The organism is Synechococcus sp. H55.9 (genome assembly GCF_047462355.1).
Lineage (GTDB): Bacteria > Cyanobacteriota > Cyanobacteriia > Thermostichales > Thermostichaceae > Thermostichus.
The window spans coordinates 13,079-35,155 of record NZ_JANSJB010000011.1 but is presented as its reverse complement, the minus strand read 5'-3'; the positions used below and the strand labels follow the sequence as shown (position 1 = coordinate 35,155).

At 60.6% G+C, this 22,077-nt stretch carries 31 protein-coding genes and 1 pseudogene; 25 read left to right on the top strand and 7 right to left on the bottom strand.

The window, feature by feature from the left end; translation table 11 throughout:
* Positions 1–12: 12 nt before the first annotated feature.
* The 22 genes and pseudogenes from rplD to NW857_RS02865 all read left to right on the top strand — a co-directional run.
* Positions 13–639, top strand: a pseudogene (gene rplD, locus NW857_RS02970) (50S ribosomal protein L4); the annotation flags it as partial.
* Between the two features lie 226 nt (positions 640–865).
* On the top strand, positions 866–1,165 hold the full coding sequence (locus NW857_RS02965; protein WP_414333291.1) for a 50S ribosomal protein L23: 300 nt from the start codon (positions 866–868) through the stop codon (positions 1,163–1,165).
* Between the two features lie 58 nt (positions 1,166–1,223).
* A complete protein-coding gene (gene rplB / locus NW857_RS02960) occupies positions 1,224–2,108 on the top strand; it encodes a 50S ribosomal protein L2 (protein ID WP_414333289.1) in 885 nt (294 codons plus the stop codon).
* Positions 2,109–2,178: 70 nt separating this feature from the next.
* Complete coding sequence (rpsS, locus tag NW857_RS02955; protein ID WP_414333287.1) at positions 2,179–2,460, top strand: 30S ribosomal protein S19; 282 nt, start codon at positions 2,179–2,181, stop codon at positions 2,458–2,460.
* Positions 2,461–2,501: 41 nt separating this feature from the next.
* Positions 2,502–2,876, top strand: coding sequence for a 50S ribosomal protein L22 (gene rplV, locus NW857_RS02950; RefSeq protein ID WP_414333285.1), 375 nt, complete (start codon positions 2,502–2,504; stop codon positions 2,874–2,876).
* Positions 2,877–2,918: 42 nt separating this feature from the next.
* The gene (rpsC, locus tag NW857_RS02945) at positions 2,919–3,668 is read left to right on the top strand and encodes a 30S ribosomal protein S3 (RefSeq protein WP_414333283.1); all 750 of its coding nucleotides are present in this window, start codon (positions 2,919–2,921) and stop codon (positions 3,666–3,668) included.
* A gap of 47 nt (positions 3,669–3,715) precedes the next feature.
* Positions 3,716–4,192: a 50S ribosomal protein L16 gene (gene rplP, locus NW857_RS02940; RefSeq protein WP_414333281.1), complete on the top strand. Its 477-nt coding sequence runs from the start codon at positions 3,716–3,718 to the stop codon at positions 4,190–4,192.
* 16 nt (positions 4,193–4,208) lie between these two features.
* A complete protein-coding gene (gene rpmC / locus NW857_RS02935) occupies positions 4,209–4,445 on the top strand; it encodes a 50S ribosomal protein L29 (protein WP_414333279.1) in 237 nt (78 codons plus the stop codon).
* A complete protein-coding gene (gene rpsQ, locus NW857_RS02930) occupies positions 4,445–4,696 on the top strand; it encodes a 30S ribosomal protein S17 (RefSeq protein WP_414333277.1) in 252 nt (83 codons plus the stop codon). Before rpmC ends, rpsQ begins: the two co-directional genes overlap by 1 nt.
* Positions 4,693–5,061 carry a 50S ribosomal protein L14 gene (gene rplN, locus NW857_RS02925; RefSeq protein ID WP_011434162.1) on the top strand — a complete coding sequence of 123 codons (369 nt, stop codon included), beginning with the start codon at positions 4,693–4,695 and terminating at the stop codon, positions 5,059–5,061. The genes rpsQ and rplN overlap by 4 nt, the downstream gene beginning before the upstream one ends.
* A complete protein-coding gene (rplX, locus tag NW857_RS02920; protein WP_414333276.1) occupies positions 5,062–5,460 on the top strand; it encodes a 50S ribosomal protein L24 in 399 nt (132 codons plus the stop codon).
* Between the two features lie 59 nt (positions 5,461–5,519).
* Complete coding sequence (rplE, locus tag NW857_RS02915; RefSeq protein WP_414333275.1) at positions 5,520–6,062, top strand: 50S ribosomal protein L5; 543 nt, start codon at positions 5,520–5,522, stop codon at positions 6,060–6,062.
* A gap of 54 nt (positions 6,063–6,116) precedes the next feature.
* Positions 6,117–6,527, top strand: coding sequence for a 30S ribosomal protein S8 (gene rpsH / locus NW857_RS02910; protein WP_414333273.1), 411 nt, complete (start codon positions 6,117–6,119; stop codon positions 6,525–6,527).
* Positions 6,528–6,559: 32 nt separating this feature from the next.
* Entirely contained in the window at positions 6,560–7,105 is a 546-nt protein-coding gene (rplF, locus tag NW857_RS02905) for a 50S ribosomal protein L6 (RefSeq protein WP_414333271.1), read from the top strand.
* Between the two features lie 7 nt (positions 7,106–7,112).
* Positions 7,113–7,481: a 50S ribosomal protein L18 gene (gene rplR / locus NW857_RS02900; RefSeq protein ID WP_414333269.1), complete on the top strand. Its 369-nt coding sequence runs from the start codon at positions 7,113–7,115 to the stop codon at positions 7,479–7,481.
* A gap of 18 nt (positions 7,482–7,499) precedes the next feature.
* Complete coding sequence (rpsE, locus tag NW857_RS02895; protein ID WP_414333268.1) at positions 7,500–8,036, top strand: 30S ribosomal protein S5; 537 nt, start codon at positions 7,500–7,502, stop codon at positions 8,034–8,036.
* A 35-nt stretch (positions 8,037–8,071) separates the two neighbouring features.
* Positions 8,072–8,539, top strand: coding sequence for a 50S ribosomal protein L15 (rplO, locus tag NW857_RS02890; protein ID WP_414333266.1), 468 nt, complete (start codon positions 8,072–8,074; stop codon positions 8,537–8,539).
* A gap of 105 nt (positions 8,540–8,644) precedes the next feature.
* A complete protein-coding gene (gene secY, locus NW857_RS02885) occupies positions 8,645–9,943 on the top strand; it encodes a preprotein translocase subunit SecY (RefSeq protein WP_414333264.1) in 1,299 nt (432 codons plus the stop codon).
* On the top strand, positions 9,943–10,524 hold the full coding sequence (locus tag NW857_RS02880; protein ID WP_414333263.1) for an adenylate kinase: 582 nt from the start codon (positions 9,943–9,945) through the stop codon (positions 10,522–10,524). Before secY ends, NW857_RS02880 begins: the two co-directional genes overlap by 1 nt.
* 32 nt (positions 10,525–10,556) lie before the next feature.
* Positions 10,557–11,330, top strand: a complete 774-nt coding sequence (map, locus tag NW857_RS02875; protein WP_414367909.1) for a type I methionyl aminopeptidase — start codon at positions 10,557–10,559, stop codon at positions 11,328–11,330.
* A 267-nt stretch (positions 11,331–11,597) separates the two neighbouring features.
* Entirely contained in the window at positions 11,598–11,822 is a 225-nt protein-coding gene (gene infA / locus NW857_RS02870) for a translation initiation factor IF-1 (protein WP_011434173.1), read from the top strand.
* Between the two features lie 24 nt (positions 11,823–11,846).
* The gene (locus NW857_RS02865) at positions 11,847–12,827 is read left to right on the top strand and encodes an alpha/beta fold hydrolase (protein ID WP_414333261.1); all 981 of its coding nucleotides are present in this window, start codon (positions 11,847–11,849) and stop codon (positions 12,825–12,827) included.
* A gap of 51 nt (positions 12,828–12,878) precedes the next feature.
* Here the strand turns inward: NW857_RS02865 and NW857_RS02860 are convergent, their stop codons facing one another.
* From NW857_RS02860 to NW857_RS02845, 4 genes are all read right to left on the bottom strand, one after another.
* Complete coding sequence (locus tag NW857_RS02860; protein WP_414367905.1) at positions 12,879–13,739, bottom strand: PRC-barrel domain-containing protein; 861 nt, start codon at positions 13,737–13,739, stop codon at positions 12,879–12,881.
* Between the two features lie 104 nt (positions 13,740–13,843).
* The gene (locus NW857_RS02855; RefSeq protein WP_414333257.1) at positions 13,844–14,980 is read right to left on the bottom strand and encodes a glycosyltransferase family 4 protein; all 1,137 of its coding nucleotides are present in this window, start codon (positions 14,978–14,980) and stop codon (positions 13,844–13,846) included.
* Between the two features lie 71 nt (positions 14,981–15,051).
* Positions 15,052–15,495, bottom strand: a complete 444-nt coding sequence (locus NW857_RS02850; RefSeq protein WP_414333255.1) for a ubiquinol-cytochrome c reductase iron-sulfur subunit — start codon at positions 15,493–15,495, stop codon at positions 15,052–15,054.
* Positions 15,496–15,669: 174 nt separating this feature from the next.
* Positions 15,670–16,800 carry an AI-2E family transporter gene (locus NW857_RS02845; protein ID WP_414333253.1) on the bottom strand — a complete coding sequence of 377 codons (1,131 nt, stop codon included), beginning with the start codon at positions 16,798–16,800 and terminating at the stop codon, positions 15,670–15,672.
* 77 nt (positions 16,801–16,877) lie between these two features.
* Here NW857_RS02845 and xseA point away from each other — a divergent pair, with 77 nt between their 5' ends.
* The 3 genes from xseA (at position 16,878) to folD (ending at position 19,395) form a co-directional block, all read left to right on the top strand.
* Positions 16,878–18,164: an exodeoxyribonuclease VII large subunit gene (gene xseA, locus NW857_RS02840; protein ID WP_414367904.1), complete on the top strand. Its 1,287-nt coding sequence runs from the start codon at positions 16,878–16,880 to the stop codon at positions 18,162–18,164.
* Entirely contained in the window at positions 18,145–18,381 is a 237-nt protein-coding gene (gene xseB / locus NW857_RS02835) for an exodeoxyribonuclease VII small subunit (protein WP_414333250.1), read from the top strand. Before xseA ends, xseB begins: the two co-directional genes overlap by 20 nt.
* Positions 18,382–18,525: 144 nt before the next feature.
* On the top strand, positions 18,526–19,395 hold the full coding sequence (folD, locus tag NW857_RS02830; RefSeq protein ID WP_414333248.1) for a bifunctional methylenetetrahydrofolate dehydrogenase/methenyltetrahydrofolate cyclohydrolase FolD: 870 nt from the start codon (positions 18,526–18,528) through the stop codon (positions 19,393–19,395).
* A 13-nt stretch (positions 19,396–19,408) separates the two neighbouring features.
* Here the strand turns inward: folD and NW857_RS02825 are convergent, their stop codons facing one another.
* The 3 genes from NW857_RS02825 to NW857_RS02815 form a co-directional block, all read right to left on the bottom strand.
* Positions 19,409–19,993, bottom strand: a complete 585-nt coding sequence (locus NW857_RS02825) for a hypothetical protein (RefSeq protein ID WP_414333247.1) — start codon at positions 19,991–19,993, stop codon at positions 19,409–19,411.
* A 201-nt stretch (positions 19,994–20,194) separates the two neighbouring features.
* Positions 20,195–20,800 carry an Npun_F5749 family FMN-dependent PPOX-type flavoprotein gene (locus NW857_RS02820; protein ID WP_414367903.1) on the bottom strand — a complete coding sequence of 202 codons (606 nt, stop codon included), beginning with the start codon at positions 20,798–20,800 and terminating at the stop codon, positions 20,195–20,197.
* Between the two features lie 23 nt (positions 20,801–20,823).
* The coding region (locus NW857_RS02815; RefSeq protein ID WP_414367901.1) for a GNAT family N-acetyltransferase at positions 20,824–22,077 on the bottom strand (1,254 nt) is incomplete at its 5' end.

The window sequence follows — 22,077 nt, the reverse complement described above, 5'->3', positions numbered from 1 at the left end:
GACGAGGAAACCATGGCAAGTTGTGTGGTGAAAAATTGGCAAGGGGAAACGGTGGGCAGCGCCGAGCTAAGTCTTAAAGTGGCTCGTCCCGCAACAGCTCCCCACATCCTCTATCTGGCTCTGCGCCGGCAGATGACCAACGCTCGCCAGGGCAACGCCCACACCAAGACCCGAGCCGAAGTGCGGGGTGGCGGTCGCAAGCCTTGGAAGCAGAAAGGTACCGGTCGGGCTCGCGCCGGCTCCATTCGCTCCCCCCTGTGGCGCAAAGGTGGGGTGATCTTCGGCCCCCGCAAGCGGGAGTACAACCTGGCCATGAACCGCAAAGAGCGGCAACTGGCCCTGCGCACCGCTCTGCAAAGCCGGGTGGAAGACCTGATCGTGGTGGAAGATTTCCAGGAGCAGCTCAACCCACCCAAGACCCGCGCCGTGGCCCAAGCTCTGCTGCGCTGGGGAGTGATGGAGGATCAATCAGCTTTGCTCATTGTTGCCGAACGCTCGCAAGCTGTAGAGCGGGCCGTGCGCAACATTGCCCGCGTCAAGCTGATCGGCCTGGATCAGATCAACGTTTTTGATCTGCTCAACGTCGATTGGGTGCTGATCACCACCTCTGCCCTGGAACAGCTCAAGGCCCGCTGGGGATCCGGCGCAGCAACAGAAGCTGTAACCCAAGCCGAAGCCGCCGAAGGTCAAGCTCAGCCAGAAGATCCAAAAGCGCAAGCAGATCAGGCGGATCAAGAAGTTGCTCCAGCAACTCTCCAAGAGCCAACAGATCAGGCTGTAGCCGAGGAAGAGTTGCAGGATCAGGACAGTGCCCAGCCACCAGCCGTAGAAGAGGCCGAAACAGCCGCAGCAGAGGAGGAAGACGATGACTGAGAGCAAGCGGATCCTGGCCGATATCTTGTTGCGACCCGTCATCACCGAAAAGGCAACCGCTCTGATGGAACAGCGCAAATACGTCTTTGAAGTGATGCCCACCGCCACCAAGCCCCTCATCCGAGCCGCCGTCGAGGAGATGTTCGGAGTGCGGGTCACCTCGGTCAACACCCTAAAGCTGCCCCGCAAGCAACGGCGGGTGGGTCGCTTTGTTGGCTATCGCACCCGTCCCAAGCGAGCCATCGTCACCTTGGCCGAGGGAGATTCCATCACCCTCTTCCCGGATACCTAGACCCTTTGATCCCTTGTTACTAAGCCGCTACCCCTAGTCCTCCACCCCCACCCGAGCCATGGGCATTCGTACTCTCCGACCGTACACCCCCAGCACCCGTCACATGACGGTCTCTGACTTCGAGGAGCTGTCCCGTGACGAGAACGGCAAGCGGCCCAGACCGGAAAAGTCTCTGCTGCAATTTCTTCACCGCAAGAAAGGGCGCAACAACCGCGGCGTCATCACCTGCCGCCACCGGGGCGGCGGCCACAAGCGGCTTTATCGCATCATCGACTTCCGCCGCGACAAACGCGGGATCCCGGCCACCGTCAAAACGGTGGAGTACGATCCCAACCGCAGTGCCCACATCTGCCTGGTGGAATACGAAGACGGTGAGAAACGCTACATCCTCGCTCCCCGTAACCTACAGGTGGGATCCACCATCATGGCCGGGCCTGAGGCCCCCTTTGAGATCGGCAATGCCATGCCTTTAGAGCGGATCCCGTTGGGAACGGTGGTTCACAATGTGGAGCTGTATCCCGGTCGCGGCGGGCAGATCGTTCGCGCTGCCGGGGCTGGAGCTCAAGTGGTGGCCAGAGAGGGCAAATATGTCTCCCTTAAGCTGCCCTCTGGCGAAGTCCGCATGATCCGCGGCGAGTGCTACGCCACCATCGGCCAACTGGGCAACGTCGACCACAACAACCTCAGCCTGGGCAAGGCCGGTCGCAGCCGTTGGTTGGGGCGCCGTCCCCACGTGCGTGGCTCGGTGATGAACCCCGTCGATCACCCCCACGGCGGCGGGGAAGGAAAAGCACCCATCGGTCGCAGTACCCCTGTCACCCCTTGGGGCAAGCCCACCCTGGGCTACAAAACTCGTAAGCGCAACAAGCCCAGCAACAAGTTCATCGTGCGCGGTCGCCGTCGTGGAGGTCGTCGCGACAGAGGTGGGAGAGCCGCTCAATAGCAATCTGCTGGCCATCCGTATCCTCAAGCGTTTTCGAGGCTGAATTGCTTGTCAAACTGTCGAGGTTCTTATGGGACGTTCGCTAAAAAAGGGCCCCTTTGTGGATGCCAAGCTTCTTCTCAAGGTGGAGAAGATGAATGAGCGCAACGAGAAGCACATGATCAAAACCTGGTCGCGGGCCAGCACCATCCTGCCGGTGATGATCGGCCACACCATTGCCGTGCACAACGGCAAGCAACACGTGCCCATCTACATCACCGATCAGATGGTGGGCCACAAGCTGGGCGAGTTTGTTCCCACCCGTACCTTCCGCGGCCATGCGGGTAGCGACAAAAAAGCATCTCGCCGTTAACTGAGCGGCTGATAAGGAGAGCGATCTAGTAGGAGAGCGTTATGGCTGATTCATCATCGGATATTAAAGCGGTAGCCCGCTACATCCGCATGTCCCCCTTCAAAGTGCGGCGGGTGCTGAACCAGATCCGAGGGCGCACCTATGCCGACGCCCTGATCCTGTTGGAGTTCATGCCCTACGCTGCTTGTGAGCCGGTGCGCAAGGTGCTGCGCTCGGCGGTGGCCAATGCGGAACACAACAGCGGCCTGGATCCGCGGGATCTGGTGATCAGCCAAGCCTACGCCGATCAGGGGCCTGTGCTGAAGCGGTTTCGCCCCCGCGCTCAAGGTCGGGCCTACCCCATTCGCAAGCGCACCTGTCACATCACCATCGCCGTCCGGCCTATAGAAGAAGCTGGAGCAGCAACAACTTCCTAACCTTCCCTATTCCCAGACCTCTACCCCTCAACCGACAACACCATGGGACAGAAGATCCACCCCACCGGTTTCCGCCTCGGCGTGATCAAAGAACATCGCAGCCGCTGGTTTGCCGATCCGGCCCGCTACCCGGCCTTGTTGCAGGAGGACGATCAGATCCGCGCCTACCTGACCAAGCAGTTGAGCAGTGCCGGCCTGGCCGACATCCAGATTGAGCGTAAGGCGGATCAAATTGACCTCGAGATCCGCGCTGCTCGCCCTGGGGTGGTGGTGGGTCGGGGAGGATCCGGCTTAGAGACTTTGCGCCAAGGCCTACAAAAAGAGCTGAGCTCACGAGGTGGCGGCGAACGAACCATCCGCATCAACGTTGTGGAAGTTACCCGTGCCGATGCCGAAGCAGCTTTGCTGGCGGAAAGTATTGCCCAACAGCTGGAACGGCGGATTGCTTTTCGCCGCATCGTGCGCCAGGTCATCCAGCGGGCGCAGCGGGCCGGTGTACAAGGGATCAAAATCCAAATTGCCGGTCGCCTCAACGGGGCCGAGATCGCCCGCACCGAATGGACGCGGGAGGGGCGGATCCCTTTGCACACCCTGCGGGCCGACATCGACTACGCCGAGCACCTCGCCCGCACCACCTTCGGCATCATCGGGGTCAAAGTTTGGGTCTTTAAAGGAGAAGTTCTGCCCGGGCAGGAACGTCCCGAACAAAAGGTTCCCCTGCAACAGCCCAAACGCCGGCAGCAGCGGCGGCGGCCCACCTTTGAAGATCGCTCGGCAACAGCAGAGACTTGAGCGTCGGCTAGGGATCCCATCGGTTCGCCAATGATTGAGGAACGGCTATGTTAAGCCCCAAACGCACCAAATACCGTAAGCAACAGCGCGGGCGCATGAAAGGCAAAGCGACCCGCGGCAACCGCATCAACTTTGGGGAATACGGCCTTGTGGCCCTAGAACCCGCCTGGATTACGGCTCGGCAGATCGAAGCCAGCCGTCGGGCCATGACGCGCTACGTCCGGCGAGGCGGCCAAATCTGGATCCGCATCTTTCCCGACAAGCCTGTTACCCAACGGCCTGCCGAAACCCGCATGGGATCCGGCAAAGGCAACCCCGAGTATTGGGTTTGCGTCGTCAAGCCAGGCCGCATCCTCTTTGAGATGGGAGGAGTGCCTGAAGCCACGGCTCGAGAGGCCATGCGCCTGGCCGCCCAAAAGCTGCCGATCAAAGTCAAGTTTGTAACCAAAGCCGACTTTGAGAAGCCGGAACCTGCCCAGGAAGCAGTTCCGGAAACCCCAGAACCGGTAGCTAGCCCTACCTGAGGGAGGAGAGTCAACCATGCCCATGCCCAAAATTGCCGATGCCCGTGCCCTATCGGACGAGGAACTGAGCCAGGAGATCTACGCCGTCAAAAAAGAGCTGTTCGAGCTGCGTTTGCAGCAGGCCACGCGGCAGTTGAACCAGCCCCACCTCATTCGCCTGCGCAAACACAAGCTGGCTCAACTGCTGACCGTTGAATCCGAGCGCAAACGCGGCAAGTTCTTGCCCTCAACTCAGACCCAGAAGGAGGAGTAATGCCTGCTCGCGAAAAGATCGGCGTTGTTGTCAGCAACAAGATGCAAAAGACGGTGGTTGTTGCCGTGGAAAACCGGGTTGCCCACCCCAAATACGGCAAAATCGTCGTCAAAACCAAAAAGTTTAAAGCCCACGACGAGGAGAACCGCTGCCAAGAAGGGGATCTGGTGCGCATCACCGAAACCCGTCCCCTCAGCCGCACCAAGCGTTGGCAAGTGGCCGAAATCTTACGGGAGGTGAAGAAACTATGATTCAGCAGCAAACCATGCTGACGGTTGCCGATAACACCGGCGCCCGCAAGATGATGTGTATTCGCGTGTTGGGCAGCAGTGGCCGCCGCTACGCCAGCTTGGGCGATGTGATTATCGGCGTCGTCAAAGATGCCCTGCCCAACATGCCCGTCAAAAAATCTGACGTCGTCAAGGCCGTGGTCATCCGCACCGTCGATACCGTACGTCGCCCTGACGGCATGTGCATCCGCTTCGACGACAACGCCGCCGTGATCATCAACAACGACGGTAACCCCCGTGGGACTCGTGTTTTCGGCCCTGTGGCTCGCGAGCTGCGGGAGAAAAACTTCACCAAGATCATCTCCCTTGCTCCGGAGGTACTCTAGATGGCCCGCCCCCTCAAGCCCAGCCAAATTCGGCGCTTAATCCGGCAACCCGGCATTCGCAAGCACCGCAACAGCCTGCGCTACAAAATGCGCATCAAGCAGGGGGATACCGTGCAGGTGATCTCCGGCGATGACAAAGGCAAAATCGGCGAGGTGCTGCGGGTTTTTCCCGAGCGCAACATGGTTGTGGTGGAAGGAGTCAACATCGTCACCTACCACCGCAAGCCGCAGCGAGAAGGGGAAAGTGGCCGAATTGAGACCAAAGAAGCCCCGATCCACGCCTGCAAGGTGATGCTCTATTCCAAGAAGCAGGAGGTGGCCAGCCGCATCCGCTATCAAATCACCGCCGATGGCCGCAAAGTCCGTGTCCTCAAGAAAACAGGCGAGATCCTCGACTAAGTGTCCCTTGAAGTTGACTAGGGCTCTGACCCAGCCCAGAGCCAAAAGGAGAAGCCACCATGCCGCAACGCCTGCAAATCCACTACAACACTGTCATCGTCCCCAAGCTACAAAAAGAGTTGGGCTACACCAACATCCATCAGGTGCCCCGCCTGGAGAAGATCGTCATCAACCGCGGCTTAGGGGAAGCCTCCCAAAATGCCAAAGCTCTGGAGTCCTCCATTGCCGAGATCAGCGCCATCACCGGCCAGCGTCCGGTGATCACCCGCGCCAGAAAGGCCATCGCCAGCTTCAAAATCCGCAAGGGCATGCCGGTTGGCCTGATGGTAACCCTAAGGCGGGAGCGCATGTATGCATTTTTGGATCGCTTGATCAATGTTGCCCTGCCCCGTATCCGCGACTTCCGCGGCATCAGCCCCAAAGCCTTCGACGGACGCGGCAACTACACCCTTGGCATTCGTGAACAACTGATCTTTCCGGAAATTAACTACGACTCTGTAGATCAGCTGCGAGGTATGGATATCTCCATCGTGACCACTGCTAAAACCGATGAAGAAGGCCGTGCCCTGCTCAAGGCGTTTGGCATGCCCTTTGCTTCTTAGGTTTGCCTATCCTGAGTTTTCTTGATCGATCTTCCGAGGAGCACTGACCCACCGATGGCCCACACCAACGACACGATCGCCGACATGCTCACCCGCATTCGCAATGCCACCCTGGCTCGGCACGAGTCGGTGGCAGTTCCGGCCACGCGCATGACCCGCAGCATCGCTCGCGTTCTTCATGAAGAAGGGTTCGTCAGCGAATGGAAAGAGGAAGGAGAAGGGATCCAAGCCCGCGTGGTGTTGCGGTTGAAGTATAAAGGCAAAGGGCGCAACTGCAGGCCCATCATCAACGGCTTAAAGCGAGTGAGCCGACCGGGCCTGCGGGTTTACCGCAGCCACAAAGAGCTGCCCCGCGTATTGGGCGGAATTGGGATTGCCATCATCTCTACTTCCAACGGCATCATGACCGATCGGGAGGCTCGCAAACAGGGCATTGGTGGCGAAGTACTCTGTTTTGTCTACTAGGTTCTCAGTTTTCTCTTGTCAGGAGTTTTCCCATGTCTCGCATCGGTAGACGCCCCATCGCCCTTCCTGCCAAGGTGGAGATCCAGATCGACGGCCAGCACATTGCGGTGAAAGGCCCGAAAGGACAACTGTCCCGCAGTTTGCCTCCCCTGATCACCGTCCGGCAAGACGCTCAGATGCTCACGGTCAGCCGGCTCAACGATTCCCGTCCCGCCCGCCAACTGCACGGCCTCTGCCGCACCCTGGTGGCCAACATGGTAGATGGGGTATCGAAGGGATTTGAGCGGCGGCTGGAGCTGGTAGGTGTCGGTTACCGCGCTTCCACCCAAGGCAGCAAGTTAATCCTGAACGTCGGCTACAGCCACCCGGTGGAGATCCCCTTTCCCCCCGGCATCCAAATGGCCGTTGAAGGAAACAACATCGTTGTCGTCTCAGGTATGGATAAAGAACTGGTGGGCAACACTGCCGCCCGCATTCGGGCCGTCCGGCCCCCAGAGCCCTACAAGGGAAAAGGGATCCGTTATCTGGGAGAACAAGTTCGCCGTAAGGCAGGTAAATCGGGCAAAGCCAAGAAGTAAATAGCCTATGAAAACCAACCGCAAAATCACCACCCAACGTCGCCATCGCCGCATTCGCCGCAAGGTCTTTGGCACTGCCGAGCGGCCTCGCCTGGCTGTGTTTCGCTCCCATCGACACATCTACGCCCAGGTGATCGACGATGTAGCTCAGCATACCCTAACCTCTGCCTCCACCCTGGACACGGAGCTGCGCGAAAAATTCAAAGAGACCGGGACGGCCACCCAAGAGGCGGCTGCCTTGGTGGGCCGCTCAGTTGCCGAGCGGGCCTTGCAAATGGGTATTTCTCGCGTGGTTTTCGATCGGGGGGGCAAGCTTTATCACGGGCGCGTTCAAGCGCTGGCAGAGGCTGCCCGAGAGGCGGGGTTACAGTTCTAGCTACTGAGGAAAAGGCACATGGCTGAGCAGAGAGAACGTCGCAGAAGCAAAAAAAGCCGCGAAGAGCAACCCACCGAGTGGCAAGAACGGGTTATCCAGATTCGGCGCGTCACCAAGGTGGTCAAGGGCGGCAAAAAACTGAGCTTTCGCGCGGTGGTGGTGGTCGGCAACGAGCGCGGCCAAGTTGGAGTCGGCGTGGGCAAAGCCAACGACGTGATCGGGGCCGTGCGCAAGGGAGTGGTGGACGGCAAAAAGCACCTCATTGAAGTTCCCCTCACCAAAGGATTGTCCGTCCCCCATCCCATGCGGGGGGCAGGTGGCGGTGCCGCCGTCTTGGTGATGCCAGCAGCTCCCGGCACAGGCGTCATCGCCGGGGGAGCGGTGCGCACCGTTCTGGAGTTGGCAGGTGTACGCAACAGCTTGGCCAAGCAACTGGGATCCAGCAACCCCCTCAACAATGCCCGTGCCACCATTGATGCGCTGCGGCGGATGCGAACCTTTGAACAGGTGGCTCAAGATCGAGATATCGATGTGCGCCGCCTATTCAGCAAGTGATGAACCCATGATATAGAGCAAGGGAGCTGGAAGCCATGCGACTGGAAGACATTCGACCTCAAGCAGGTTCGAGGCGGCGGCGGCGGCGCCTGGGCCGTGGCGTTGCTGCCGGGCAGGGAGCCTCCTGTGGCAAGGGGATGCGAGGGCAGAAGGCCCGCAAGGGAGGCAGCACGCGACCCGGCTTTGAAGGCGGCCAGACCCCTCTTTATCGGCGTTTGCCCAAGCTTAAACATTTCCCCCGCTACACCCGGCGTCTGGAGTACACGCTGATCAACCTGCGCGCCTTGACAGAGCTGCCTGCCGGCAGCGAGGTTAGCCTGGAAAGTCTGATGGAACGGGGGATCGTGACCACCAACGATGGCCCGCTGAAGATCTTGGGAGATGGGGAAATCGGCGTGCCCCTGACGATCAGGGCGGCTGCCATCACCCCCTCAGCCCAAGCCAAGATCGAGGCAGCCGGCGGCCGGGTCGAGCTTGTGGGATCCCAAGCCGCCGGCTCCTAGATGGGCCGAGGTTGGCAGCATTTCATTTTGCCGACTTCCCCAGCGGAAGCGTAGAGTGGTAAGTAGCTCACCTGGCCCTTTGCTCCTGCGAGGTTTTCTTTACCTATGGCTGACACACGAGGCTCTGCTCCCTCCGCCCAAGAGACCTTCATGCAGATGGCGATGGCCTCTGGCCTGCGCAGCCGTCTGTTGCTGACCCTAGGACTGTTGTTGTTGGTGCGGCTGGGCATCTACATTCCGATCCCCAGCATTGACCGGGCCCGCTTTGCCGCCGAGGCCGCCAACAGCCCAGTGTTCGGCTTTCTGGATATCTTCTCCGGAGGCGGTATCTCTGCCCTCGGGATCTTCGCCCTTGGGATCCTGCCCTTCATCAACGCTTCCATCATCATGCAACTGCTGGTCTCGGCCATTCCGGCCCTGGAGAACCTGCAGAAAAACGAGGGAGAACAGGGGCGGCGACAGATTTCTCAGTACACCCGCTACGTTACTTTGATTTGGGCCATCATCCAGGGCATCGGCATCTCCTTCTGGGTGCGGGAGTTTGCCAACACCACCAATGAGCTGGCCTTTATGGCCTCCACCACCTTGGCTCTGGCGGCGGGATCCATGTTCGTCATGTGGTTGGGGGAAATGATCACGGAAAAGGGGGTGGGCAGTGGCCCGTCGCTGCTGATCTTTGTCAACATCGTGGCCACGCTGCCCCGCGCCCTGGGCCAGACCATCAGCTTGGCCCGCGCCGATAGCAGCACCATCGGCGGCATCTTGCTGTTGACGGCTATCTTTTTGGCCACCATTGTCGGTATTGTCTTTGTCCAAGAGGGCAGCCGCAAGATCCCGATCGTCTACGCCAAGCGCCAGGTGGGCAACAAACTATTCCGCGAGCAGAAGAGCTACCTGCCCCTGCGGCTAAACCAAGGGGGGGTGATGCCGATCATCTTCGCCTACTCGGTGATGTCTCTGCCCTTGGCTTTGGCTCAGTACACCCAGAACCTAACGTTGGTGCAGGTGGCCAACTTTTTATCTCCCACCTCCTGGTTTTACATTCCCTTCTATTTCGTGCTGATCCTTTTCTTCAGCTACTTCTATGCTTCCTTGATCATCAACCCGGTGGATCTGGCGCAAAACTTGAAGAAGATGGGGGCCAGTATTCCAGGGGTGCGACCGGGCAAGGCTACGGCTGAATACATCGAAGGGATCCTCAACCGGCTGACGCTGCTGGGAGCCCTATTCTTGTGTGCGGTGGCCATCATCCCGACGACGGTGGAGCGGGCGACCGGCATCACCACTTTCCAAGGTTTGGGGGCGACTTCGCTGCTGATTTTGGTGGGGGTGGCGATCGAGACCTCCAAACAAATCCAGACCTATGTCATCTCACAACGCTACGAAGGGATGGTCAAGCAGTAGTGCCGAGGTTGATCTTTTTGGGGCCGCCGGGGGCGGGCAAGGGTACACAGGCGGAGCGGCTGGCGGCCATCTACCACACGCCCAAAATTTCCACAGGCGATCTGCTGCGGGCAGAGGTGAAGGCCCAGACCCCGCTGGGATGCCAGGCCAAAGTATACATGGACGCGGGAGAGCTGGTGCCCGATGAGGTGTTGATCGGGATGGTCAGAGGCCAGTTGCAGCAGTCTCCAGAGCAGGGTTGGATCCTGGACGGATTTCCTCGCACCCTAGCCCAGGCGGAAGCCCTGGAAGAGCTGCTGCGCGAGCTGGGGCAAGATTACGACTGCGTCCTCAACTTGGATGTGCCGGACGAAGTGGTGGTGGCCCGTCTGTTGGCCCGGGGCAAGGAACAGGGGCGCAGCGATGATGCGGATCCCTCGGTGATTCTCAAGCGTTTGGAGGTCTATCGGCAGCAGACGGCTCCCCTGATCGATTTTTATGCGGCCAAGGGGCGCTTGCAGCGAGTCAACGGCAACCAGCCGATGGAATCCGTACAAGAACATCTGCAGGCTCTTTTGGACGGCTTCAGGAGGACAGCGTGATCAGACCAGGAGCTGAGAAGCAGCGGCGGGGCATGCAGCTCATCGAGATCAAATCTCGCCGCGAAGTGGAAAAAATGCGGCGGGCCGGGCGGGTGGTGGCCCAAGTGTTGCAGGAGATCGCCGAGCGCTTAGAGCCGGGCTGGACGACGGCAGATATCGATGCCTACGCCGAGCGACGGGTGGCCGAACTGAACGCTCTGCCCAGCTTCAAAGGCTACTACGGCTTCCCGGCCTGCGTCTGTGTCAGCATTAACCACGAGGTGGTGCACGGGATCCCCAGTCCCCGCAAAGTGGTGCAGCCGGGAGATGTGGTCAAGGTGGATTTCGGCGCCGTTGTGGAGGGCTGGCATGCGGATTCTTGCCTCAGCATCGGCCTAGAACCCCTGAGCGATGCAGCCCGGGATCTGATCGATACTGCGGCCAAAGCCTTGCAGACGGGCATCGACCAGGTGCGCCACGGCGTCTGGCTGCAGGATGTTTCGGGTGCCATTGAAGATTACATCGAGGGGCGGGGCTATTCTGTGGTGAAGCAGTATGTCGGTCACGGGGTGGGGCGCAACCTGCACGAAGAGCCGCAATTCCCCAACTATCGCACCCGCGATCTGCCCAATCCCAAGCTGCGCTCCGGCATGACCGTGGCCATTGAGCCCATGGTGAATGCAGGAGGAGAGGCCACCCGAGTGTTGTCGGATGGGTGGACGGTGGTTACGGTGGATGGCGCTTGGTCGGCTCAGTTCGAGCACACGGTCTTGGTCACCGAATCGGGAGCAGAGATTTTGACCGATCGCACGCCTTTTCAGTCCTAAACTAACCAACCCCGATACGGAGCGGGCTTTGGGTAGCCCTGCAGTTGGCAAGCCAACAGCCCGGGCCCCCTCTCTCCCCGTATAGGGGGGGAGGGGTCGAGACGGTATAGGGACGGGCTCCTGCGGTTTCTAGCTGAAGGATCCCCTAGTGAAGGACTGCAACAGCTAGGATAGAAGAGGTGGAGTATTTTTTCACTTCTTAACAGCGCGTGTCGTCGCGGCTGTGAGGAGTGGGTTGCTCACTGTGTCGTTTTTTGGGAGGTCTCCTTGTCTAAGGAAGATGCCATTGAAATGGAAGGGGTCGTCACAGAGTCCCTGCCCAACGCCATGTTCCGGGTGGATCTGGATAACGGCTTCAACGTGCTCGCTCATATCTCCGGCAAGATTCGCCGTAACTACATCAAGATCCTGCCCGGAGATCGGGTCAAGGTGGAGCTCAGCCCTTATGACCTCAACAAAGGGCGCATCACCTACCGCCTCAAGAAAAAGTAGGATCCCCGGCGGGGGTTGCTGCTCATGAAGGAGCTGAGCCAAGTTTTCAAGACCGGTCTTTGGGTTGCAGCCGGCGGGGTGGGCGCCCTGGCCGTTCTCAACGCCTGGATTGCTTCTCGCACCCAGCCTTTGCCCAGCCTGTTGCCGGGAGAGGAGAGGCACCACTTTTGGCGGGGCCATCGCCTGTTTTACAAAGTGGCGGGATCCGGCCAGCCCTTGTTGCTGCTGCACGGCATCGGGGCCGGCTCTTCCAGCTACGAGTTCCGCGCCATCATGGCGGAGCTGAGCCAGCACTATCAGGTTTATGCTTTGGATTGGTTGGGTTGGGGCAACTCGGAGCGCCCCGATCTGGAGTACACCGGTTATCTCTACGCCGAGCTGATCGGGGATTTTGTTCGGCAGGTGATCGGGCGGCCCTGCCACGCCATCGCCAATTCCCTCTCGGCAGGATTTGTGCTGCGCTCGGCCCGGCTGCAACCTCAGCAGTGGCAGAAGCTGCTGCTCATCGCCCCCCTGGGAGACAACAGCCTTATCCCCCCGGCGCTGGGGATCCCTTTGGCCGAGGCCCTCTACGGCTTCCTCAGCCTGCCTGTGTTGGGGTTAGCCTTTTACAACGGCATCACCGCCCCCTGGAATATACGTCTGTTTACGGAGCAGAGCCTGTTCTCGCCGGGGTATGCTCTGGAGGAGGCGGTGGTGGATTACTACTATCAGGCGGCTCACCAGGCGGGGGCCCAATTTGCTCCCCGTTCTTTTTTGACCGGCAAACTCAATTTGCCCATTCAAGACGACTTTCGCGTTGTGGCCAAACCCATGGCTTTGGTTTGGGGGGAACAGAACCGCCTTACCGGCCTTGAGCAGGTGGAGCGGTATCGCGCTCTGCGGCCAGAGGTGCCGGTTTACCGATTGCCGGGAGCTGCTTTCCCCCACATCGAAGCGCCGCAAGCTTTTTTATCGGTGGCTTTGCGCTTTTTAGCCGAGGCCGATCCTGCCCTGCCGGGATAGACCTCAACGCCCCAGGCGTCGCATCCGTTGGGGATGGGATACGCTCCGCCATCAGGTGGGCTCGCCGGACTTGTCTTCCCAGGGGTCGATATCCGTGGGCGTAGAGGGGGGAGGAGTGGGCTCGGGAGGAGAAGGAGGAGCTTCCTCTTTGGCGTACTCTTGCTCCCATTCCGGTTGTTCAGAGACAGGAGGCGGCTCGGGCCGACGGGGAGGCGTCGCCTCGCTCTGAGGTTCCGGCTCTGCTTCGGCGTAGGGGTCTTCTTCTGCGCCCTCCTCGTACTCCTCCTCGTATTCTTCTTCGTAGTCTTCCTCAACAGCGGAACCCTCGACCGCACTGGGCAGGGCAGGGGCAGGACTGACTCCGGATTCCCAAGGAGGCTTGCCGAGTCCCAGGGTTTCCAAGATTCCCTTGGCCAGTTGGGTCAGGCGGGTTTCGGCGCCATCGGCAACAATGAGGCGCTCGCCGCCAACCGAGACGATCTCATCAGCCGGAAGCAAATAGGTGCTGAGGATAAAGCCGGGCAAAAAGGTGAGGCCAAGGTTGGAGAGGATTAAACCCGTGATCAGGCCGGAGACGGAGTTAAATTGAAAATCTTTGACCTTGCCGAGGCGGATCCCTTCTTCCGTAACCACCTCGCTGCCAACCACCCGGCTCAGGCCTTCCAAATCCAAGTCGTCGAAAACCTCATCGTTGGGGACGAGGATGGCATCCTGGCCCAAGGCCGTCACTTGCCGTAGGTCCAGCAACCGTGGGGATCCGGCAAAGGCTTTCTCCAGCACCCCCAGCACCAGCACTTGCTTGGCTTCCAGATCTGCCCAAACTTCGCTAACTACTCCGAGCCGGGCCGCATTGACCTGGCTGATCACCTGCGTTCCCAGAACCTGTGACCGCCGACGAACCTCTGATCGCACCAGCGCAACAGATCCTTTCCCAGTCGTCATGGTGGTTTCCCTGTCGTAAGTCAAAATGTTCGCGTCGTTGGGCTGCGCGTCTGGCGCAGATTGCCAGAATCAAGTTAATAGTACCATTGCCTGTCTCCTCCCTCGCGGGCTGCCCAGATGGGATCCCGGCCAATTGCCTCGCTCCAGGCCAAAAACCGCTCCGCCATGGCCTGCAGGGAATAGCGCTGTTCTGCATGGTGTCGGCAGCGGCTGCGGTCGATGCGATCCAAGTTTTCTACAGCCCTGGCCAAGGCCGCCACGTCGTCTGGATCCACCACCCAGCCGGTCTCGCCATCGCTAACAATTTCCGCTGGCCCCCCACGGCGGTAGGTGATCACCGGCACGCCACAAGCCAAAGCCTCCACTGCCACCAGGCCAAAGGCTTCCACCCACTTGGGGGTCATGACCAAGGCGGAGCATTGCCCTAAAATTCGCTGCATTTGCGATGTGGGCAGAAACCCTCGGTAATCCAGTTGGGCCTGTGGGTACTGTTCCTGGATCTGCTGCCAGTAGCTTGGCTCTTGCAGGTGGCCCAGGAGCACCACCGATCTTCCCGTCTTCTCGGCCAGGGCAGCACAGTCTTCCAGGCCCTTTTCCGGGGCAATGCGGCCAATCCAACACAGGGATCCGTTCCCTTCGGGCACAAAGTCGTAGCGGCTGAGATCAACGCCGCAGGGCAGATAGACAAAGGGATCCCGACCTGCCGCCATCTGGGCGCGGGCAAAGGCAAAGGTCTGGGCTTGGGCTCGCGAGTGCACCGCCAGCCGGCCAGGGTAGGTCTGCGCAATGTGCTCCAAGGCCTGATCGACGGCGTCGCTGAGGGATCCCATGCTGACGATGTGGGCCACCGGGGTGCGGAAAAAATCCGTCAAATAAAACGACAGCCAATCGTAGCTCCAGTTCACAATCAGATCGAACTGGTCTTGCAGTTGGGCAGCCCGCTGCCACAGATTGGCCAGCAGAGAGGGGGTGTGGATCTGAACCGGCTGGTCGCGGCGCTGGCTTTGCGCATAGGTCGGGGGAAGGCCGGTTACCGCCTCGATCACCTCCACCGGCAATGCGTCGATTTGGGATCCCTCGGGGGCCAACACCCGCACCTGGGATCCCATCTGCAGCAAGACACGGGTCAGGTTGGCAAGATTGAGCTCCACGCCGCCGCCAGCCCCCGATCCGAGCGGGCCAACGGGGGTGGAGACAAACAAATAGCGCAAGTAGCAACGCTCCCTGGGTGGCCTCATTGGCTCAGCCCATTACCTGCTTTTGCAGAAAGCTGGCTACCCGCCTAGGATTGGCTTTTGGCTACGAAAATCTCCTCCTTCTCCACCTTAACTTTGTAAGCGGTCAGGTCGGCCTTGGCCGGGCCCCGGGTACGGCTGCCATCGACAGCAAAGGCCGAGCCATGACAAGGGCAGACAAAGTTCTCCCCCCGCCAGTCCACGTCACACCCGGCATGGGGACAAGCGGCATCCAGAGCCAGGAAAGAGTCTTCTTTTTGGGGATCCTTGACCAACCAGAGGGTGGCGGTGTTCTTTCCAAAGGCGTTTTCCACTTTGAAGGGGCCATCTTTGAAATCGGCGAGGTTGGCCACTTTCACAAACTCTGGTTCAGGAGCCTTGGTTTCCCGGGCAAGGGCAAAACGGCGCCGGGCCAAGGCCGGTAACAAACCCGCCAGCGAGCCGAAACCGAGAGCCAACCAGCGAAGAAAACCGCGACGATTGTTGTACATGGCTATGTGTCCCTAAATATCTGCCAAATGTCGGTCGTGGGCCAGCAACAGCCTGCCCCGCAAGGGATCCCAATGCAAGTGCTGCCCTTAATATTTTGTTACGCCAAGACAGTTTCGGCCAGAGCTGAGCCCCATTTTTTCTGGCCAAAGTCCGCAGCAGGCATCTGGGTTGCTTCAATCTGTTGGCGCCGATTGCGGTAGCGAGGCGGAGTCCGGCAGATGGGTGGAGCTCTGGTCTGCCCTGCTCTCCAATCTGAGCAAGGGGAGCGTCCGGGATCCCTGCCAAGGATCCAACACATCCCGAATCAGCACCTCTTGGATCCACACCTGCAGGATGGCCGCCAAGGGCACAGCCAAAAACAGGCCCAGCACCCCGAAGAAAAAGGCCGAGGTAATTTGGGCCACCAAAGTCAGAGCCGGCAAAAGCGACACCTGCCGCGACATGACGATGGGGGTGAAGACGCTGCTTTCCAACTGTTGGATGAAGATGTAGAGCCCCAGCACCGCCAGCGATTTCCAGGGGGCATCGGTGAGGGCCACCAGCATGGGGGCGACCACGCTCAAGGTGGGGCCGATGTTGGGGATGAAATTAAACAGTCCCGCCAGCACGGCATTGGCCAAGGTTAAAGGCACGCCCAAAATCCACAGCCCAATGCCGCTTAGCAGCATCACCAGGCTGCTGGTGAAGAGGATCCCCACCAGCCACCCTCGCAGGGCCAGCTCGCAGCGCTTGAGGATGTAGCGGACGCGGGGGCGGTAAAAGGCGGGGAAAACCGAGACAAAGGCGCGGCTGTAGGCCTGGGGATCCACCAACAGCAGGATGGTGAGGATGATGACAAACAACAGATTGAGCAGGGTGGCAAAGAAGGCGGTGAAGGACTGGGAGAAAAAGTCCCGCACCTGGCGCACCAACTCAGTGGCCTGGGGCACGAGGCTATTGGCCAACTCCCGCAGCGTCGGCAGCTCGATATCCGTCGGCAACGAGAGGATGAGGCTCTCAAATAGCCGCTGCGCCTGCACGATCCCAGCGGGCACCCCATCGGTAAACAGCCGCCGCAACTGATCCGCCAGGGGAGGCACTACGATCAGCCCCACCAGAATCGCCCCCACCAGAACCGTCAAACCGGTGATGAGGAGCGAGGGGCCGCGGCGAAAGCCGTAGCGCTGCGGGATCTGAGCCAGGGTGTCCAAAGCTACTGCCAAGACGATGGCCGCAAACACCAATAGCAGAATCTGCCGGATCTGCCAGAGCAGAACCAACAGGCCCAGCAGCGCTGCCAGCCCCAGCCAATGGGCGAAGGTCACCGCAGCTCACCTCCTCTCTCGTCCTGTCGTCGCCTATTCTAGATGGGATCCCGAGCATTCCCATGGGGAAGCGCCGTATGCGCGATCTGGATCCGCAAGCAATGGCTCTGGCCTTTGATGGCCTCGACTTCGGGACAGAATCCTTTCCTGCCGAGGAAGTCCCTCTCCTCTCGGTGGGGGGAGTGTCCGGCTACTTGAAGTCGCTGCTGGCCGGGGATCCCTACTTGGCCAGGCTGTGGGTGGTTGGAGAAGTCTCCAGTTGCCAGCGCAACCGCAACGGCCACCTGTTTCTGACCCTGGTGGATCCGGAAAGCGGCGACATCCTCAAGGGGGTGATCTGGCGGAGCCAAACTTCCCGGCTCAGCTTCTGGCCAGAAGTGGGTCAACAGGTGCTTGCGCTGGGGCAAATCGGCATCTACAGCGGCGGCAGCTACTACCGCCTTGTTATCTGGCAACTGCTGCCGGCGGGCGAGGGGCTGTTGGCGTGGCGCTTGCAGCAGCTCAAGGCCCGCCTGGCTGCCGAGGGCCTGTTCGACAACCAGCGGCCTCTACCTACCCACCCTCAGTGCATTGCCGTCGTCAGCTCTCCCGACGCCGCCGGCTGGGGCGATATCCGCCGCACCCTCAACCAGCGCTACCCCGGGCTGCGGGTGCTGTTTTCGCCGGCCCAGGTGCAAGGGGAAGCGGCCCCGGAGTCGATTGTGCGGGCCATTCGCCGGGTGGAACAGGATGGGCGGGCGGAAGTGCTGCTGATTGCCCGGGGGGGTGGATCCGGCGAGGATTTGGCTTGCTTTAACGATGAGCGGGTGGTGCGGGCCATTGCCGAGTGCCCTATTCCGGTGGTGACGGGGATCGGCCACCAGCGGGACGAGACCTTGGCGGACTACGCGGCCGACTACGCGGCCCACACCCCCACAGCGGCGGCCGAGCGGATCGTGCCCGATCTGCGGGAATTGCAGCGCCAGGGATCCCAGTTGCGCCAGAAGTTGATCGAACGCACGCTGCAGGCTTTGGAGAGGGCACGGCGGCGCTTCCAGCACACCCAGCGCCATCTCGCCCAAATCCATCCGGAGCGGCTGCTGCAACAGGCGCAGGAAAGCTTGACCCAACGGCAGCAGCGCCTAGTGCAGGCGGTGCGCCACCGCTTTCACCATCACCAACAGCGCCAACAGGCCCTCCAGGAGCACCTGCAAGCCCTCGACCCTACCGCCGTCCTCAGGCGGGGCTATGCCCTGGTGCGGGACGAACGGGGATCCCTGGTTCGCACCCACCACCTACCGCCGCAGACCCGGCTGAGGATACAACTGGCCTCGGGAAGCCTCTGGGCCCGAGTGGAGGAGAGCCATGAGCCGCCGCAAACGTGAGGATCCCTGGCGCTACGAAGCAGCCATCGCCGAAGTGGAAAGTCTGATCGCCCAGATCGAATCGGGAGAGCTGGATCTGGCAGAGGTGGTGGAGCGCTTCCAGCAGGCCGCCCAGACCCTAAAGCGCTGCGCCCAGTTTTTGGAGGAAAAGCGGCAGCAGGTGGAGATCCTCATTGAGGAGTTAGGGCCCGGCGAAGAAGAGTCGCGCGAGTTCTAGAGCCGGGGGGAATGGGGCAGCCCAAAAAACTGGGCAAAGGCCCCAGGTGCCCCTGCTGCTGTTGCTCAACGGCGGCAAGACTTGACGAAGGGGGCGGCGCCCCTGAAGATGGTCAAGTTGTCAAGATCTCTTGGGGCGCCCTCTATGTCCGCCAAGATCTTGGATGGCAAAGCCTTGGCCGCCCGCCTGCAAGCGGAGATGGCCGCCCAAGTGCAAGCTTGGCTGCCGCGGGTGGGGCGTCCGCCGGGATTGGCGGTGCTGCGGGTTGGGGAGGATCCCGCCAGTGCAGCTTACGTGCGCGGCAAAGAGCGGGCCTGTGAGCGGGTGGGCATCGCCTCCTTTGGCCGCCATTTTTCCGCCCAAGACTCCCCCGCCCACCTGCTCGACGCCATCGCCCAACTCAACCAGGACGAGCGCGTCGATGGCATCCTCGTGCAACTGCCCTTACCCCCCGGCTGGGATCCCATCCCGCCCCTTCTGGCCATCGACCCCGACAAAGACGTGGACGGGCTTCACCCCCTCAACCTGGGCCGGCTGCTGCGCGGCGAGCCCGGCCTGCGCAGTTGTACCCCCCTGGGCGTGATGCGCCTGTTGCAAGCGGAAGGGATCCCGATTGCCGGACGAAAGGCGGTGGTGGTCGGTCGCAGCATCCTGGTGGGCAAGCCCCTGAGCCTGATGTTGTTGGCTGCCGATGCCACCGTTACCCTGGCCCATTCCCGCACCCCCGACTTAGCCGAAGTAACCCGCGCCGCCGACATTGTGGTGATGGCCGTCGGTCGCCCCCACTTGCTCAAGGCAGAGATGGTAAAACCGGGAGCCGTGGTCGTCGATGTAGGCATCAACCGTATCCAGGGCCCCGACGGATCTGAGCAATTGGTGGGAGATGTGGATTACGCGGCAGTCAAGGAGTGGGCCGCCGCCATCACGCCCGTGCCGGGTGGTGTGGGACCCATGACGGTAGCGATGCTGCTGGCCAACACCCTAGAGAGCTACAAACTGCGCAGCCACCTGTAGCTTGGAGACTGCCCTAAGGCTGCAGGATCATCGACCAGGAGCCGCTCTCCTCATTCCAAAACGGGGCCAGAGACTCTCCCACCACGTTCGGCCCCCAGTAGCGGCGGGTTCCATCGAGGACAAAAGCCACCACAATGTCTCCGGGGCCGATCTGCAGCGGCTCTTCCCCCAAGCTCAGCACCAATCCTTCGCTACCGCCTTCTCCGGGCGCAAAATCCCAGTGGGCCGTTTCTGGGTTGAGCAGCCGCCCGCCGCTGCGCATCAAGATCACCACCCGCACCGGATGGGGGGTGCGGTTGCCAACACGAAAGGAGCCTGTGCGGGCAGAGGTGGGGCCGGTCTGCGAGGGTGAGGCCGCTTCTGCAAGCAGAACAGGAGCAACATTCCCCTCAACCGAGTCTTCTAGAGCTTCCGGCGTCGGTCTCCCCAGAGTTTGTGCTCTCAACCCCTGCACGGCAACGCTCACCCCAAACAAGGCGGCAGCTAAAAACAGGGATCCCTTGCCTTTCGCAGTCATGTTCACCGACGGCCCGCCGGCAAGAAGAGCGGCAACAGCTTGGGCAATGCGGTCAGGAAATGAGGGGATCAAGGCGAACATCAGATTACCGCAACCAGGAATGCTACATACCAGATGGAGAAAAACCCGAGCGGCCACCCTCACAGCGTCGGTGGGGTGGGCACGGAACAGGACGATTGTTCAGCTACGTTAACACCTTTATCCTCTTAATTCTCTTCAAGATTTCAACATTCTCTCGAAAGGCGCTGCCCCGCGCCAGCTTGAAACCGGCTGGGATCCCTTCTAGGGGTTGACCGCTCGGCATTGCCAGCCTTGCAGCTTGCGCTCGTACACCGTTCGCCGTTGGGGATAGATCGAATCCCCCTTGAGCTGCAGGTGATCGACCTCAGTCGGCTGCAACAGGAGCACCACAAAAGTCGGAGGCGGCCATGAAGCTTTCTCTGGCGGCAGCTTTTGAACAAAAGCCTCGGGCGAGGCAAGAGGCCCCTTGGGTTCCGGCCAAAACCAGAGGAGCCGTCCTTTTTCCGAGATCTGTTGCCACAACTGCTGCCGCTGCTGCTGCGCTTCAGGATCCGGATAATCGGCGGTGATGGCCTCCAGAGTGCCGGCAATGCGAAATTGCTCGCGCGTCTTGCTGAAATACCAGCAGATCTGAGCCAGCGGGCAGTGGGCGATCTGGCAAAGCTTCTCGCTGCGGCTGTCCACCGCCAACTGGATGCGGTCGGTGTCCCGCAAAAATCCCCGGAAGACCACCGTGCGGTTACGCGGATGCCCCTGGGGATCCACTGTAGCCAGTTGCAAATAGCGTACACCGGGATCGCTGCGGTTGCGGTGCAGGGCCGCCTGGAGCAACATCCGCCAAGAGGGATCCCTGGCTAACGGGTTCATGGGGGTGCCAGCCAAGACTTCAACTAGGGAGGGGGAGGAGCCTCTGATTGCGAGTCTCTGGCGCACCCCGGTGAGGACTCCGGCTGAGTAGCGCGAACGGCATTGGGATCCGGCACAGTTGGGTGAAGAGAATGAAAGGGATGTTCCAGCCAGCCCTCCGCCAGCCCCTCAAAGCGTTCTGGCACCGGCTGCTTCACCGGCAATTTTTGGAGCACCAGAGCGAGATACTCGCTATACCAAGGGGAGCGGACTTCCCGCACCTTATGCCACACCGAGCGCGACATCAGCAGCGTCCGCTCCACATCCTGGGCGCCCAGCTTGAGCAAAAACTCCTCCCGCTCCGGTTGGTAATCGGTGGAAGCCAAGGCCAAAGCCTGCGGGGGATAAGCTTGGGTGAGCTGGGCCATCTTGGCCATGAGCTCAGGATAGAGCCAGGTATAGGCAGGGTGAACTGTGAGTTTGGCCACGTGCGGCTGCTGCCCCGTCCGATCCAACTTGAGGTTGAAATAGCCAATGGCGGTTTTCCGCTCGGGCTCATAGACACACATCTCCACCCGTTCCGTTTGGCTGATGGCACACTTGGCCCGTTCCAAAAGCCACTCCAGTGGGCTGGTGCGGAAGTCGCTCACGTCGCGGTCGTACACCTGGCGCACAGTGGCCGGCATGGATCCCGTATCCAGTTGATAGATGGCGTAGGCATCGCGGTTGGTCACCGGCACCAGGTTGGGCAACTTGGCCTCGTGCCGGCTGAGAGCAGCCAGAATCTCCGCCGGGATCGACCAATAGGTGATCTGAGCCAAGGGCTGGAAGCCGTTGTGTCGGTAGAGGGCCATTGCCCCCTTATTGTGGATGTTCACCTCCAAAATCCAGGTGTGGGCCTCGCGAAAGTGCTCCGTGCAGTGCCTGAGCAACTTAGACCCGATTCCCTGCCGCTGGGCCGAAGGCGCCACCGCAATGTGATCCACCCGCCAGGTGCTGCGGGAATGGTTAAAGGGAGAAACTTGAATGACCCCCTGGATTTTGCCTTCCAGCTCCGCCACATGTACCGTAAACATGTGCTGAAAACGGTTGGGAAACAGGCTCAAGGTTTTCAGGGGGCCATACCACTGCCGTAACCGCCGCACTTGGCGACGAATGTCCACCGAGCGGCTGCTGTACTCTTCATCAAAAGCTTGCGCCAAAATCTCCTCCACCGCCTCCAGATCCCCCAGTTGAGCGGGGCGGAGAATCAGTTCGGGAACCTCGGTAGGGGCTTTGGAATCTGGGTCGGGCTTTGC